Source organism: Bradyrhizobium sp. LA6.1 (assembly GCF_040547805.1).
GTDB lineage: Bacteria > Pseudomonadota > Alphaproteobacteria > Rhizobiales > Xanthobacteraceae > Bradyrhizobium > Bradyrhizobium barranii.
Window position 1 is genome coordinate 171,166 of record NZ_JBEPQK010000002.1, and the last position, 14,547, is coordinate 185,712.

At 65.1% G+C, this 14,547-nt stretch carries 10 protein-coding genes; 5 read left to right on the plus strand and 5 right to left on the minus strand.

The window, feature by feature from the left end:
- Positions 1-103 precede the first annotated feature (103 nt).
- On the minus strand, positions 104-5,812 hold the full coding sequence (locus ABIB99_RS04365; RefSeq protein WP_247309153.1) for an apolipoprotein A-IV repeat region-like domain-containing protein: 5,709 nt from the start codon (positions 5,810-5,812) through the stop codon (positions 104-106).
- 395 nt (positions 5,813-6,207) lie between these two features.
- Between ABIB99_RS04365 and ABIB99_RS04370 the strand changes: the two genes are divergently transcribed.
- Positions 6,208-6,582, plus strand: a complete 375-nt coding sequence (locus ABIB99_RS04370) for an Hpt domain-containing protein (protein WP_247309157.1) — start codon at positions 6,208-6,210, stop codon at positions 6,580-6,582.
- A 166-nt stretch (positions 6,583-6,748) separates the two neighbouring features.
- A complete protein-coding gene (locus ABIB99_RS04375) occupies positions 6,749-7,069 on the plus strand; it encodes a 2Fe-2S iron-sulfur cluster-binding protein (protein WP_014493954.1) in 321 nt (106 codons plus the stop codon).
- A gap of 15 nt (positions 7,070-7,084) precedes the next feature.
- On the opposite strand, the gene ABIB99_RS04380 is transcribed toward ABIB99_RS04375, so the two are convergent.
- On the minus strand, positions 7,085-7,552 hold the full coding sequence (locus ABIB99_RS04380; RefSeq protein WP_247309159.1) for an acyl-CoA thioesterase: 468 nt from the start codon (positions 7,550-7,552) through the stop codon (positions 7,085-7,087).
- 181 nt (positions 7,553-7,733) lie between these two features.
- Between ABIB99_RS04380 and ABIB99_RS04385 the strand changes: the two genes are divergently transcribed.
- Together ABIB99_RS04385 and ABIB99_RS04390 are read left to right on the plus strand one after the other, a co-directional pair.
- Positions 7,734-8,762, plus strand: coding sequence for an NAD(P)/FAD-dependent oxidoreductase (locus tag ABIB99_RS04385; protein ID WP_247309161.1), 1,029 nt, complete (start codon positions 7,734-7,736; stop codon positions 8,760-8,762).
- 107 nt (positions 8,763-8,869) lie between these two features.
- On the plus strand, positions 8,870-9,481 hold the full coding sequence (locus ABIB99_RS04390) for a DUF2147 domain-containing protein (protein ID WP_028148559.1): 612 nt from the start codon (positions 8,870-8,872) through the stop codon (positions 9,479-9,481).
- 115 nt (positions 9,482-9,596) lie between these two features.
- Here ABIB99_RS04390 and ABIB99_RS04395 read toward each other — a convergent pair whose 3' ends face one another.
- Positions 9,597-10,697, minus strand: a complete 1,101-nt coding sequence (locus tag ABIB99_RS04395; RefSeq protein ID WP_247309163.1) for a hypothetical protein — start codon at positions 10,695-10,697, stop codon at positions 9,597-9,599.
- 399 nt (positions 10,698-11,096) lie between these two features.
- Here ABIB99_RS04395 and ABIB99_RS04400 point away from each other — a divergent pair, with 399 nt between their 5' ends.
- Positions 11,097-11,453, plus strand: coding sequence for a hypothetical protein (locus tag ABIB99_RS04400; RefSeq protein WP_354174940.1), 357 nt, complete (start codon positions 11,097-11,099; stop codon positions 11,451-11,453).
- Between the two features lie 110 nt (positions 11,454-11,563).
- On the opposite strand, the gene ABIB99_RS04405 is transcribed toward ABIB99_RS04400, so the two are convergent.
- The gene (locus tag ABIB99_RS04405) at positions 11,564-13,828 is read right to left on the minus strand and encodes a TonB-dependent siderophore receptor (protein WP_247309165.1); all 2,265 of its coding nucleotides are present in this window, start codon (positions 13,826-13,828) and stop codon (positions 11,564-11,566) included.
- Positions 13,829-14,095: 267 nt separating this feature from the next.
- A complete protein-coding gene (locus tag ABIB99_RS04410; RefSeq protein ID WP_208087729.1) occupies positions 14,096-14,512 on the minus strand; it encodes a winged helix-turn-helix transcriptional regulator in 417 nt (138 codons plus the stop codon).
- Positions 14,513-14,547: the final 35 nt, after the last annotated feature.

Below are 14,547 nucleotides of genomic sequence, written 5' to 3' on the forward strand. Positions count from 1 at the left end.
GGATTGCTTCGTCGCAAGGACTCCTCGCAATGACGGGCTCAAATAAAAACGGAGGCCGTGAGGCCTCCGTTCTCATTCGCTATTCGTTGTCGCTACGGGCTGATCACCCGAGCCGACCCGCGGCGTGTGCGAGCAGGGTGTAGACCAGACCCGTCTCCGAGGTCAGGTGGCTGCGCAACTCCTGCGGACCACGGCCGTCGCGGGCGACTTCGTCGAGCAGACGCTCGAACTCGGCGACGTAGCGGTCGACCGTGCCCTTGAAGTTGCGGTCGGCGCGGTACTTGCGGGCGACCTCGTCAAAGGCCTTCTGGCCGGCGGGCGTGTAGAGGCGCTTGGTGAAGGCCTTGTTCTCGCCGCGCTGGTAGCGGTCCCACATCTCGGCGGCGAGGTTGCGGTCCATCAGGCGGCCGATGTCGAGCGACAGCGACTCCAGCGGATTGCTGCCACCCTGCGGAGCCTGCGGCTGCGGCGCGGGTGCCGCGCGGCCACGTGGGGCCTCACGTCCGGTCGGAGCACCCTGGTTGGCGTCCGTGCGGTTCAGGAGGTCCGACAGCCAGCCGTCGCGGCCCTGGTCGTTGCCCGCGGGCGCGACCGGCGGCGCTTCGGTGCGGCGCGAGGAGGCGGGCATGCCGAGGTCCGGCGGCGGCAGCGTCGAGGCGCTGCCGGTGTCGCGGCCGCGCGTCTCGGTGTTGCGCGTGCCGACGGCTGCCAGCAACGGCTCTTCCTGGCGCTGCGCGCTGGCGCGGCCCGTCGTGGAGACGTCGAGGCCACGGCCATGCTGGGCCACGATGCGGTTGAGCTCGGCGAGGGCCTCGATCTGGTCGACGATCACCTTGCGCATCTGCGCAGTGCTCTCGGCGGCCTCCTGCGGCATCTCGAGCACGCCGCGGCGCAGCTCGTTGCGGGTGGCTTCGAGCTCGTTGTGCATCTCGAACGCCATCTGCTTCATGCTGGAGACGAGGTTGGTGAACTTCTCGGTCGACTGCTTGAACATCGTATCCGCCTCGTCCGTGGTCTGGCGGTAGATGTCGTGCATGGCCTCGATGGTCTGGCGGTGCTCCTCCTCGGACGCCACGCGCACCGCCTCGAACTGGCGGGTGATCGCGGCGGAACCTGCGCCGGCGGTCTCCGCGACGACGCGGGCGATGTCGCGGGCACGCTCTTCGGCGGCTGCCAGCGATTCATCGAGCAGGCCGGTGAAGCGCGACAGACGCTGGTCGAGATCGGCCGTGCGCAGGTCGATGGTCGTGACGAGCGATTCCAGCGCCTGCTTGCGTTCGGCGAGGGAAGCGGTGGTGTTCTTGTTGCTCACCTCGACGACCTGCGCGGCCTCGACCAGCGCCTTGCCGTGCGCGTCGAACTGGGTCGACAGCTCGCCGAGGTCCTGCAGCGCCCGCGTGGTCTTCGTATTGAAGACGTTGAGCTGGTCTTCCAGGTTCTGCGTCGCAGCGCCGTTGCGCGAGGTGACGTCGTTCATCGCCGAGACGAAGTCGGCGACGCGCGTCACCAGCGCCCGCTCGAGCGAGTTGAGGTTGTCGTGCGCACCGGTCAGCACCTCCTGGAGCAGGATGTTGCCTTCGCGCAGACGCTCGAACAGGGCCACCGTGTCGGTACGCAGGATCTTGCTGGTCTCCTGCATCTCGGTGACGGCCGCAATCGAGACCTGGCGCGACTGGTCGATCGCCGAGCGGGAGGCCTGCTCGAGGTCCTTGAGCGACTTGCCGACCGCGCCCGTGGCCATCTCGCTCGCCGCGTTGATGGTGCGGGCGACTTCGGAGCCGTTGCCCATCATCGTCTGCGAGAACGCATGACCGCGTGTCTCGATCGACTTCAACGCATCCGAGGTGACGCGGTCGATGTCGAGCGTGAGCTGGCTGGTCTTCGAGCCGATCGCATCGACCAGCGCGCCGCGCTTGGAGTCGATCATGTTCGACAGACGGTCGGCCTGCTGCTGCACGTAGGTGACGATCTCGTCGGTCTTGCCGGTCATGGCCTGGCCGAAGCTGCTGCTGGCGGCGAGCACCGAACGCTCGACGTCGGCCGAGCTCGACTTGACGCGCGAGCTTGCCTCGTTGGAGGCGTTGATCAGCGCGTTCTGGGCGTTGAGCGCGCTGGTCTGGATGTCGTTGGTGGCGTTGGTCGTCGCCGTGCTCAATACGCGCTCGATCTCGGTCGAGATCGTGCGGATCTGGCTTGCGGCATCCGCCGACGTCGACGTCAGCGAGGTCTGCGCCTCACGCGCGCTGTTGAGGATGGTCGAGGCGGTGTCGGCGCCGACCGAGGTCAGCGTGCGCTCGATGTCCGTGGTCAGCGACTTGATCTGGCTTGCCGCGTCCGTCGAGGCGGTGATCAGCGTGCCCTGGGCCTCGCGCACGCCGCTGGTGAGCGCCTCGATGGTGGCGCCGCCGGCGGTCGCCAGCGCGCGCTGCATCTCGGCCGCCAGCGAACGGACCTGGCTGGTCTGTTCGGCCGAGACGGAGAGCAGGGTGCTCTGGGCGTCGCGGGCGCTGGTCGTGATCGTCTCGGCGGTCGACTGGCCGACCTGCGAGAGCGACCGATGCACTTCGACCGCGAGCGACTTGACCTGGGTCGCCGCATCCGAGGACGCGTTGACGAGCGTGGTCTGGGCTTCGCGGGCGCCGGTCATGATGGTCTCGGCCGTCGAGGTGCCGGCCATCGAGAGCGAGCGCTGCACGTCCGAGGACAGCGCCTTGATCTGGTTGGCGGTCTCGGTCGAGGCCGCGATCAGCGCGCTCTGCGCATCGCGGGCGCCGGCGGTGATCGATTCCGCCGTGGTGGCGCCGGCCAGCGACAGCGAACGCTGCACGTCGGCGGTGAGGGTCTTGACGTGGTTGGCCGCGTCCGAAGACGCCGTGACGAGCGTGGTCTGCACCTCGCGGGCGCCGGCCAGGATCGAGGCCGCGGTGGCAGAACCGGCCGCCGACAGCGTGCGTTCGACGTCGACCGCGAGCCCCTTGATCTGGTTGGAGGCATCGCCCGAGGCCGCGACCAGGGTCGACTGCGCCTCGCGGGCGCTGCTCAGGATCGAGTTCGCAGCACCGGTGCCGACCGCGGTCAGCGCGCGCTCGACCTCGGTGGAGGTCATCTTGAGCTGGGCGTTGACGTCGGAGGAGACCGTCATCAGCGACTGCTGGGCGGTGCGCGCACCGGTCTGGATCGTTTCGCTGGTGTTGACGACGAGGTTGGTGAGCGAGCGTTCGGCGTCCTCGACATGCGAGCGGATCGCGGTCGAGATCATCTCGGCGCGGGACATCATGTCCTCGCTGGCCTGACGGCCGCTGCTCTCGATGCGGCCGGCGACGGCTTCGACACGCGAGCCGAGCAGGTCCTCGAACTGCGCTACGCGCACGTCGATGTCGTTGGCGACCGAGCCGACCTTGGTCTCGATAGCCTGGTGGATGTCCTGGAAGCGCGCCGTGACCGTGTCGGTCAGGTGCGTGCTGCGGCCGTCGATCATCTCGGCGACGCCGGTGATGCGGCGGTCGACCGCCTCGATCGCCTGCGCGGTGCCGTCCGTGAGCGTCGAGGTCAGGAGGGTGAGGCGCGTGTCGATCGACTGCACGGCCTGCGAGGCGCCATTCGTCACCGCAGTCGTCAGGTAGGTGAGGCGCGTGTCGATGGATTCGAGCGCCTGCGAGGCGCCGCCCGAGAGCGTCGTCGTGAGGTGCGTCAGCCGCGTATCGATCGACTGGATGGTCTGCGATGCGCTATCGGTGAGCGAGGTCGCGAGATAGTTGAGGCGCGTATCGATCGTCTCGATGGCCTGCGATGCGCCGTCAGTGAGTGACGTCGTGAGGTGGGTGAGGCGGGAGTCGATCGACTGGATCGCCTGCGCGGCACCGTCGGTCAGCGACGAGGCGAGGGTGTTGAGGCGTCCGTCGATGGTTTCGGTCACCGACTTGGCGCGGGTGTCGAACGACTGTTCGAGCGCGGCGACGCGGCCGACGAGCTGGTCGTCGAAGGTCTTGATGTGGCCTTCGATCGTGCCGTCGAGGCTGACGATCTTGTCGTTCAGCGAGGCGTCGAGGTTGGTGACACGTTCGCCGACCGTGGTCTCGAACTGCACCAGGCGCTGGTCGAGCACGGCCGTGATCGCCCCGCCGTTCGAGGTGAAGCGGGTATCGAAATTGTCGACATAGGTCTTCAGGCTCTCGGCGATGTCCTGGGTGCGCTGGCCCATGCGATCGACGATATCACCGCCGAACGTCTTCACGGTGCGGTCGAACTCGGAGATGTGGCGGGTGATCAGCGCGCCGAGCGTGCCGGAGTCGCGGGCGAACCTCTCGACCAGCTCGGTGCCCTGGTTCTTCACCAGCTCGTCGAACGCGCTCATCTGCAGCGACAGCGAGTCGTGCGCGGTCTCGGTCTGGCTGACCACCTTGGCGACGAGCGTGTTGACGGTGGCGTCGAGCGCCTCGCTCGCCTTGTCGCCGGAGGTCATGATGTGGCCGGCGAGCCGGTTGCCGGCATCGTCGATCTTGGCGGAGAGGTCGTTGGAGCGCAGCTCGAGCTCGAGCAGCAGCGAGTCCGACGAATTCTTCAGGCTGTCGTGCACCTGCTCGGTGCGCTCGGAGATGCCATCGACGATCGCGGCGGAGCGCTGCTCGAACTCGCCGGTGATGCGGTCGATACGCTCGTTCAGCATCTCGTGGACGCGGTCGGCGAGGTCGACGAACTCGTCGTGGACGTGGCCGGTCTTGAAGTTGAGGCTGGTGGTCAGCCGCTCGCTGGCGTCGAGCACGGCGCGCGTGGTCTCGTTGCTGGCCTCCTCGAGGCGGTCGAGCAGGTCGCCGCCGCGCTCGCCGAGCGCGAGGATCATGTTGTCGCCGGCGTTGCTCAGTGCGCCCGTGATGTGGGCGCCGCGCTCTTCCAGCGCGCCGGTGATGCTCTTGGCGACCTCGTCGACGCGCGAGGCGATCGCGTCCGAGATCAGCGCGATGTCGTGGCGCAGATCGATCTGCACGCCGGAGATGGCGCTGCGGACCTGCTCGGCCTGGCCGACCAGATTGTCGCGCTGGTGCGCGATGTCCTGGAGCAGCGAGCGGATGCGCACTTCGTTGTCGGAATAGGCGCGCTCGAGCGCCGCAACCTCGTTGGCGACCAGCGTCTCGAGCTCGCCGGCGCGCGCGATGGCGCGCTCGATGCCGTCGCCCATCGCCGCGACCTCGCGGCGGATGGCCTGGCCGACGGTGACCATGGAATCGGACGCCGAGCCCTCGGGCTCGGAGAAGCGGATCGCGACCTGCGCCATCGCCTGCGCGATCATGCGCATTTCCTGGCCGCGCCAGACCAGGCTCGCCAGGAAGTAGAACAGCATGATCGGCGCGAAGAACATCGCGATCAGGCCGGCGATGACGAGCACGCCGCCGCTCTGGCCCATGGCAGCCTGGATCGAGGGCAGGAAGCCGACGGTGAGCGCGGCGCAGGCTGCGAGCCAGACGCCGGCGAAGATGGTGGCGAAGGTGTAGACGCTGCGGGCAGGGCGGCCCTTCTGAAGCGCCTGGAGCAACTGGCCGATGGTCTCGCGGTCGTCGTTGGCGGCACGGCGCGAGCTGCGCGGCTCCTCGATCGTATCGAACACGGTGGTGCGCTCGTTGGCGGCAGGACGCGGCTCGAAGGTCGGCTCGTCGAAGATCGGGGGAGCCGGCGGCCCCACCGGAGACGACGTTTCGTTGCGCATCGAGGCGTTGCGGCTGGTGTCCGCGGCCGTGTCGCTGATGTTCAGGGCTTCCTGGATCGCAGAAAGCGCAACTTCTGTCGGGTCTTTGACCTTTTTCGGAGTGTTCGCCATGTTCAGTCCGAGCCCTCGTTACTTGTACGCGTCCCCCCGCGAGCCCAGCGCGCTACGCAAGCCCACAGACCGGATCATGCCGCTTACGCGGATTCCCAGCCGTCCCCACCCGGACGGCTTGTCCGCCAATTTCCGCAACATCCTATTGGCAGAGCGTCGCGAATGAAATGCCCGGGATTAAGACAATCTTAATCATCGTTAACAGGATAGCGCCGTAACGCCTTAGCAATAAATGGAATTCTCCACCGGACTCGCCGGATTGCGGCAACTTTTCGTCAATAAACAGGCGGATTTGCGTAAAACGGCCCAAACACTTCGTTAACCATTTCCATGCTTCGGTGGGGGGAACTTGACCGCCGGATCGGCGGACATCGCGCGATGCCGGGGCCTGCGCCATGACGCCTGAACTGCAACGGATGGACTGGATGCCTTCGCCCCCGCTTGCACCCATCGACAGCCCGCTCGACCTCGATCACCTCGCGCGCATGACGCTCGGGGACACTGAGCTGGAACAGGAAGTGCTCGCGATGTTCGCCGAGCAGGCGGTCCGCCTGGTCGCGGCGATGGCAGCACTGCCGGCCGAGGCCGGCGCACTCGCCCACAAGCTCAAGGGCTCCGCGCGCGGAATCGGCGCCTTTGCGGTGGCTGATGCCGCAGCCAGCCTGGAGACCGCGGTCCGGACCGGCCATGGCCAGCCCCACGCCTTCGCCGCGTTGAAAGAGGCGGTGACCGAGGCTCGCGCCGCCATCGAGGCGATCCTGAAGCCCTAGGGCGACAAGGCGAGAAACCGCGCTCTAGTCTTTTGTTTTGACGCGTTTTCTTCCCGCGAAGCGGGATTCACGTCGCTTCAAAACCCTATGGCGCCGGGCGGATCGACCCGTTATAGGACAGCCCGGACCCTCCTTCATTCGCAACATCGCGGCAGCACGAGCACACATGGCCAAGATTAACTTTGTCGACCACAAGGGCGAAACCCGTACGGTGGAAGTCGAGAACGGCGCGACCGTGATGGAAGCCGCCATCCGCAACAGCATTCCCGGCATCGAGGCCGAATGCGGCGGTGCCTGTGCCTGCGCAACCTGTCACGTCTATGTCGACGAAGCCTGGCGCGAGAAGGTCGGCAGCCCGACGCCGATGGAAGAGGATATGCTCGATTTCGGTTTCGACGTGCGCCCGAACTCGCGGCTGTCCTGCCAGATCAAGGTCTCCGACGAACTCGACGGGCTCGTCGTGGCGACGCCGGAACGGCAGGCCTGATCGTCCCTCACTATACTAGACGCTCGGCGGCGCGACCTCGATACCGCGCTTGTGCCAGGGTCTGAGCTTCTCGATGATTTCAGCGGTGAGTGGTGCGGGCCGCCGCGTCGCCTCGTCGAGCATGACGCCGACCGACATCGCCGAGGCGATGCACTTTCCTTCCGAAAACACCACCTGTTCGAAGGTCACCGACGTCCGTCCCAGCTTGACCACGCCGAGGCCGAGCTCGATCTTGTTCGGCCAGTGCAGCTCGGCACGGAAATGGATGTCGAGCCGCACCATGATCCAGGCGAGGCCCGGCGGCGTCAGCCCGTATTCCGGGCTCTTCATCAGCGTGACACGGCCGGTCTCGAAATAAGTGGCGTAGACTGCGTTGTTGACGTGCTGGTTCGGATCGAGATCGCCGAAGCGGACATTGTCGCCGAGACGATAGGGATAGTCCTCCAGGCGCGGCGTCGTATCGAGGCGGCTTGGTGCGTTCACCGATTGATCTCCGTCATGTCGCATCCCGTTACAGCCCAGTTATCCTGACCCGGCAAGTGGGTGCGGCTGCGGGGTGCTCCCGCTTTTATGCCTTCCCTGATCCATCCCCGTTGGCTAGACAGGCAGGGTCACTTCTGCCCCCGGGCGGCGTCCAACCGATAACGATCGATAAAGAGACGACATGAGCGACGTGATCAAAACCGATGTGCTGATTATTGGCGCCGGCCCCTGTGGTCTGTTCGCCGCCTTCGAGCTTGGCCTTCTCGACATGAAGGCGCATTTCATCGACATCCTCGACAAGATCGGCGGCCAGTGCGCCGAGCTCTATCCGGAAAAGCCGATCTACGACATTCCCGGCATTCCGCACGTTTCGGGGCAGGGCCTCACCGACGCGCTGATGGAGCAGATCAAGCCGTTCCATCCGACCTTCCATCTCGGCGAGATGGTGGAGACGGTGGAGAAGATCGGCGATCCCTTGTTTCGCTGCACCACCGACGCGGGCAAGGTGTTCGAATGCAAGGTGGTGGTGATCGCGGCCGGCGGCGGCTCGTTCCAGCCCAAGCGCCCGCCGGTGCCGGGCATCGAGGCCTATGAAGGCACTTCGGTGCACTACGCCGTGCGCAAGATGGAGACGTTCCGCGACAAGAGCGTTCTGATCGTCGGCGGCGGCGATTCCGCGCTCGACTGGACGCTCAATCTGCATCCGCTCGCCAAGCGCATCACGCTGCTGCACCGACGCGACGATTTTCGCGCCGCGCCCCACAGCGTCGAGCAGATGCGCGCGCTGGTGGCCGACGGAAAGATGGATCTGCGGCTCGGGCAGGTCACTGCGCTGTCCGGCGCCGAGGGCAAGCTGACCGGCGCCACCGTCAAGGGCAACGACAACAGCGTGAGCGAAATTTCCTGCGATACCATGCTGCCGTTCTTCGGGCTGACCATGAAGCTCGGTCCGGTTGCGAACTGGGGTATCGCGCTCGAGAACAATCTGGTGCCGGTCGAGACGTCCGCGTTCGAGACCAACGTATCAGGCATCTTCGCCATCGGCGACATCAACACCTACCCCGGCAAGATCAAGCTGATCCTGTGCGGCTTCCACGAGGGCGCGCTGATGTCGCAAAAAGCCCATCGCTACGTCTATCCGGAGAAGCGGCTCGTGTTCCAATACACGACCTCGTCCTCCAGTCTGCAAAAGAAGCTCGGTGTCAACTGACGGCACCGGGTTCGGCAGGCAATGCCCCATGTTTCTGGTGCTGGAACCGTTCGCGAAATCGCCGTAGTCTGCGGCCATTGCAGTGGCGGCTTAGCAAGGTGATCATAATGCGGACTCTCTTTTCCAGCTTTCGGCTGCTCTCGCTCCTCGCGCTCGCTGTTGCGCTGACGCTTGGCGCGGTTGGGCCGGTAGCCGCACAGGCGCAGCAGCCAACCGCCGCGGGTCTTTGGCAGAAGATCGAGGACGGCAAGACGGTGGGATGGTTTCTCTTCGTCGACCACAACGGCATCTTCGAAGGCGTGATCGCAAAAACCTTTCCGCGCCCCGGCGACGACCCGAACGAGGTCTGTGCGAAATGCACCGATGATCGCAAGAACGCGCCGGTGCTCGGGCTCTCCTTCATCCGCGACATGAAGCGCGACGGCTTGAAGTATGATGGCGGCAACGTGGTCAATCCGCGCGACGGCAACATCTGGAAGGCCAAGATGTCGGTCAGCGCGGACGGGCAGACGCTGACCATGCGCGGCTTCCTCGGCATCTCCCTGTTCGGCAAGGACGAGACCTGGACGCGTCTTCCCGACGCCTACATCGCCCAGGTCGATCCTGCCATCGTCGCCAAATATCTTCCGGCACAGGCGACCGCCGCGACGACGAAGCCGGCGCCTGCGCCCGCAGCGAAGAAGGGCGGCGCGATGATGGCGCCCGCGCCGAAGCAGTAGGGCTCCTCCGTATCCTCGCACTGTCTCTGGAATAGTGGATCGCCCGATCAAGTCGGGCGATGACAGTTGAGTGCGTGGCCCGGGCGTGCCTCAGCAACGACGGTCTCGACGACCGTCAATACGTCCGTGCCTTCTTGCAGGGCGCGTAGAACGTGCCGTTGCCGGCGACGACCCGCTCGAGGCATTGCCGGGGATCGGTGATCTCGCCGTCGACCTGGAAATAATAGGCCTGCGATCCCAGGCTCAGGACGTAATGTCCCGGCGCAAGCTCGAGCCCTGAATCGCCGGTGTGAAGCTCGTACATCTCGGGCTTCCCCGGGATCGGCGACACCCGGAACGGATAGGCGAAGTTTCGGATCACCCCGACATCTTCTCCGCCGCCCAGATTTTTGCCTGCGGCGTCGGTCGAAAACTCCCTGGCGATCTTCGCGACGACCCGAACCTCGACGCGCTCCGGGATCACGTTCGCGGCGTCCCGCCGAAACACGATGAATTTGACGCGGCCGTTCGGCAGATGCGGGCGATCAGGCTTCTTGAACTCCGGTGAAATCGCGATGCGCATGTCCGGCGCCATCACGCCGGTCGCATTCAATTCCGCCAGCGATTTGTCGTCGATCAATGCGTAGATGCCGTAGTCGGTTGGCAATACGCGCGTCGGGGGAGGCGGGGCAGGGGTGACCATCTCCGGTTTGGCGACCGTGATCGTCGTCTCCGGCTTGGGCGATACCTGCGCGATCTCCGGGGCCTGGGACGAAATCTGCCGGCGCAGCGCGGCGATGTTGTCTCGCTGCGAGACGATCAGGATGACTGCGCCAACGGCAAGCAGGATGGCCGCCGTACGCTTGATCACCGGTAGAAGCGGGCCCGAGATCGCAGGCAGCTTGCTGCGGGATATCTCGATCCTCGATCGCAAGACGGTCGCGTCGCCGGACACCAGGAGACCGCCTGTCTCGGTCGCCTTTGACGACGTGAGCTGTTGTGACGGCAGGCGCTCCAGCGGCGCCTGGTCGCGCGAGAATTTTTCGACCTCCTCGATCGCGACCTCGAGCGCCCGCTTCATCTGGTCGATGTTCCTGGCGTCGGCGTAGGTGAACTGCTCCTGGAGCTTGTAGCGGGCGAGGTCGTAGACCATCTGCCGCCTGGCATCCGCGTCGTCCTTCACCGTCTCGAGCATGCGCGAAATCACGAGTGCAAACTGCACTTCGCTTGCGGGCAAGTCGGTCGGATCCTGCTGGCCAGGAAGCAACTCTCTCGAACTCATAGCGCTGACGGTCCAATGCCAGTCACGCCAACACCTGATTTCTCTAATTGAAACAGTTGATTAAACGATGCGGCCCGCGTCCGCGGCCGTTTCGTACACGTCCTCGCGGAACAAGGAAAGCCTCCAAAACGGCTGCGGCAAATTGCCGGCGCATTGGACATGCAGCACGTGCGCGCCGGCCGGGGCAAAACCGTGCGGCCGTAGTTCTCCGGAATGCGCGCTGGCGCCGGATTTGCATAGCTGTCGCAAAGCCGCTGGGGAGCGAGTCGCCGTCTCCACGCCTGCCGCCACCGTGCGGAAGGCGGACGGCGGTGTCTGTCCCTCGCGGCGCTGATTGCGATCCGCGGAGACGATATGCGACTTGCCAGACTATGTGCGGCGGCGCTGCTGGGGCCGATGGCGCTGCTTGCGACCTCGGCGCTGGCGCGCGACGACGGCCGCTATCCCAACTCGCCGCTAAAACCCTGGTTCGAGAGCCTGCACAGCAAATACGGGCAATGCTGCTCGGATGCCGACGGCTACGTCATAGCCGACGTCGACTGGGAATCCGATAGCGGCCACTACCGCGTGCGCATCGACGACGAATGGGTCGTCGTGCCCGACGGCGCGGTGATCACCGAGCCGAACAAGATCGGTCGAACCATGGTGTGGAAGCACTATGTCGACGGCCATCCCCGCGTGCGCTGCTTCATGCCCGGCAGCATGACCTAGCGGTCGTGGCTAAAGCGCGATGAGATTGGGATGAATCGTCATCGCGCTTTAGATTATTGTTTGAGCATGATCTTTGCGGAAAACCGCTACACACTTTTCCGGATCATGCTCTAGAATTTGTACGTCACGCTGCCGAGCAGCGTGCGGCCGATACCGAGAAAGCAGTCGCCGCCGATCCGGCAGGTGGTGAGGTGACGCTTGTCGAAGAGGTTGCTGGCATTGACCTGAAGTCGCCAGGGGCCGTTGTCATAGCGGACCATGGCGTCGAACAAAGTGTAGTCCGGCGTGCGGATGGTGTCGGTGCCGTCCCAGGATTGGCCGATGTAACGCACGCCGCCGCCAACGGTGACGCCCGGCAGGCCAAACCAGGCGAGGCGATATTTCGTCCATAGCGAGGCCTGGTGATCCGGTACGGTCTCGACATGCTTGCCGGCATTGTCGCCGCTCTCCACGCGGGCATCAATATAGGTGTAGGCGGCGATCAGGTCGAGATCCGGAGTCAGACTCGTGAGCACCTCGAGCTCGGCGCCACGGATACGGACCTTGCCGGTCTGAATCGAGAGCAGGGGATTGTCAGGATCGCTTGCCAGCCGGTTCTTCTCGGTGATGTCGTAGATCGCGCCGTTGATCGCATTTCGCGGTGTCGGATTGTACTTGAAGCCGAGCTCGACCATTTCGCCACGCTGAGGCGCGCATACGGTGGCACAGATTCCAGCGCCGAAGATCGGGTTGAACGATTGCGCGTAGGTGACGTAGGGCGTGACGCCGAACGGCAGTTCGTACATCAGCGCGGCACGGCCGGTTGTCGCCTGATAGTTCTCGACCGGAGATCCCTGCGTGTCACTCGTGACGTAGTCGTGGCGCAGGCCGAGGACCGCGAGCCACGGTCCGAGCCGCAACTGGTCCTGAGCGTAGAGGCCGAACTGGCTCTGACGGAGGTTCGGTTCGGGTGACATCGCCGGGGCGGTCACGCCGTTGTAGACCGGCGTGTAGAGATCGAAAGGTGTCGGGTCAGTAGCGAAGCCGGATTGCGCGCGCTCCCTGGCCTCGCGGTAGTCGGCCCCGAGCAACACCTTGTGTGCGACCGCCCCGGTCTGCAATTTCAGCTCGGCATTGCTGTCCGAGGTCAGGCTATCCTTGACCGTCTCGCGGCTCCATACGCTGCGTGCCACGGTGCGCCTGCTGGAATCGAGAAACGGATAGTTCGGATCGCTCGGATCGACAAAATTCAGATCCGGCCACATCGACCGATAAATACCTTCGACATGGGCGTAACGCAGATTCTGCCGGATCTTCAGGCCATCGCTGAAACTGTGCTCGAACAGGCTGCTGATCGCGCCGGTCTCGGTCTGGTATTTGTCAAAGCCAGGCTCGCTGGCAAAACGCTGCACCGGAATGAAGCCGTTGGGGCCGGGATAGAGCGTGCCCTCATGCGGCAGAAACGCCGTGGAGGACCCCGTGGTGTCCTTCTGATAGGTGCCGAGCACGGTCCAACTGGTGTTGTTGGTCGGCCGCCAGGTCAGCGACGGTGCGAGCACGATGCGGTCGTCCTTGACGTAGTCGGTCTGCATGTTGCTGTCGCGAAACACGCCGATGAAGCGATAGAGCCACTCGCCGTCCTTGGTCAGCTTACCCGTCGAGTCGAGCTGCACCTGCTTGCGGTTGAAGCTACCGTATTGGACGCCGATCTCATTGGCGGATTCGGCCTGGGGGCGCTTCGAGACCAGGTTCAACAGGCCTGCGGTCGAGGTGTCGCCGTAAAGCACCGAGGAGGGACCGCGCAGCACCTCGATGCGCTCCAGCGTATATGGCTCCGGCCGCCACTCATTGAAGTTCCAGGTGTTCACCACACGGGTGCCGTCGAGATAGATGTTCGGGTCCTGGCCGCGGATGCGCGGATAGTCGCCGCGCGAGTCCGCGCCGTAGGCGTCCGCGAACACGCCCGGCACGTAGCGCAGCGCATCCTGCACTGTGGTCGCGCCCTGGTCGATGATGCGGTCGGCGGTGACCACGGTGATCGACTGCGGCGTCTCGCGCAGCGGCGTATCGGTCTTCGTGCCGGTGCCGCTGCGGGTCGCGACGTAGCCGCGGACGGGGCCTGTCGCGGTCTCTGCGCCCGTGCTCGCGCCGGCCGCCTGTGTATCGACGTTCGACGATGCGCGCTCGGCCTGACGACGGCGGCTTGCCGCCTGTGCGGCCTGACGGGAGGGAGACGGACGTGTGCGCGCTGCCGGCCGCGACGATTGCTCGACCACGACGGCGGGCAATTCCTGCGACGATGATTGCGCCTCGGCCGGCACCGCATCCATCAGGCCTGCCAACAGCGGCAGCGCGCCGCCGATCAATCCTGCCGTCGTTCTGAGATATGTAGTCATTCGCGACCCCATCATTTGCGGGGCGGACGACTAACAAGCGCAGTCGATGGCTTGAAGTGCGGGAGGGGCGCAATGGTCCCTCAATCATCAGATTTGGAATTAGTATTTATATAAGTAGAGCGCGCGCCGCTTGATGGCGGCGCGCGGATGGCCTCATGTGAGGATGGAGAATCGTGTCTCGTCGCGGCGTAGGCCGACGCCGTCTTGATCGACGTGTGCGATTTACTTGCAGTCGCTGCAAGGCATCGTGGATACGCAGGAGCCCGCCTACGCGCGGCCTGCCGGCAGGCTCCGTCTGACCCGCGGCGAGAGCGAAACGGCGCCGTCGACCGCGCCGGCACGGGCCGCTTCCGTCGCGAGATACTGATTGCCCCATGTCCAGAGCATGCGAACGACCGGTTCGAGCGAGCGCCCAAGCGCCGTCAGGGAATACTCGACCCGCGGCGGGACCTCCGCATAGATCTCGCGGTGAATGAGGCCGTCCGCCTCGAGTTCGCGGAGCTGGCGCGTCAGCATGCGCTGCGTGATCCGGGACAGGCGCCGCTTGAGCTCGTTGAAGCGAATCGTATCGTCGAGCAGGTGATAGAGAATCACGCCCTTCCACTTGCCGTCGATCAGATCGAGGGTGGCCTCCACGGGGCATCCCACGGCACAATCATACGTCTTGCTGCCGAGCTTCTGCATGGTTCACTCCGTGATACTAGAGGACTGGCCTGTGC

Coding starts and splice junctions, on each gene's coding strand:
- ABIB99_RS04405 (WP_247309165.1), bottom strand. CDS start 13,828: ATGACTACATATCTCAGAACGACGGCAGGATTGATCGGCGGCGCGCTG.
- ABIB99_RS04365 (WP_247309153.1), bottom strand. CDS start 5,812: ATGGCGAACACTCCGAAAAAGGTCAAAGACCCGACAGAAGTTGCGCTT.
- ABIB99_RS04390 (WP_028148559.1), top strand. CDS start 8,870: ATGCGGACTCTCTTTTCCAGCTTTCGGCTGCTCTCGCTCCTCGCGCTC.
- ABIB99_RS04370 (WP_247309157.1), top strand. CDS start 6,208: ATGACGCCTGAACTGCAACGGATGGACTGGATGCCTTCGCCCCCGCTT.
- ABIB99_RS04400 (WP_354174940.1), top strand. CDS start 11,097: ATGCGACTTGCCAGACTATGTGCGGCGGCGCTGCTGGGGCCGATGGCG.
- ABIB99_RS04410 (WP_208087729.1), bottom strand. CDS start 14,512: ATGCAGAAGCTCGGCAGCAAGACGTATGATTGTGCCGTGGGATGCCCC.
- ABIB99_RS04375 (WP_014493954.1), top strand. CDS start 6,749: ATGGCCAAGATTAACTTTGTCGACCACAAGGGCGAAACCCGTACGGTG.
- ABIB99_RS04385 (WP_247309161.1), top strand. CDS start 7,734: ATGAGCGACGTGATCAAAACCGATGTGCTGATTATTGGCGCCGGCCCC.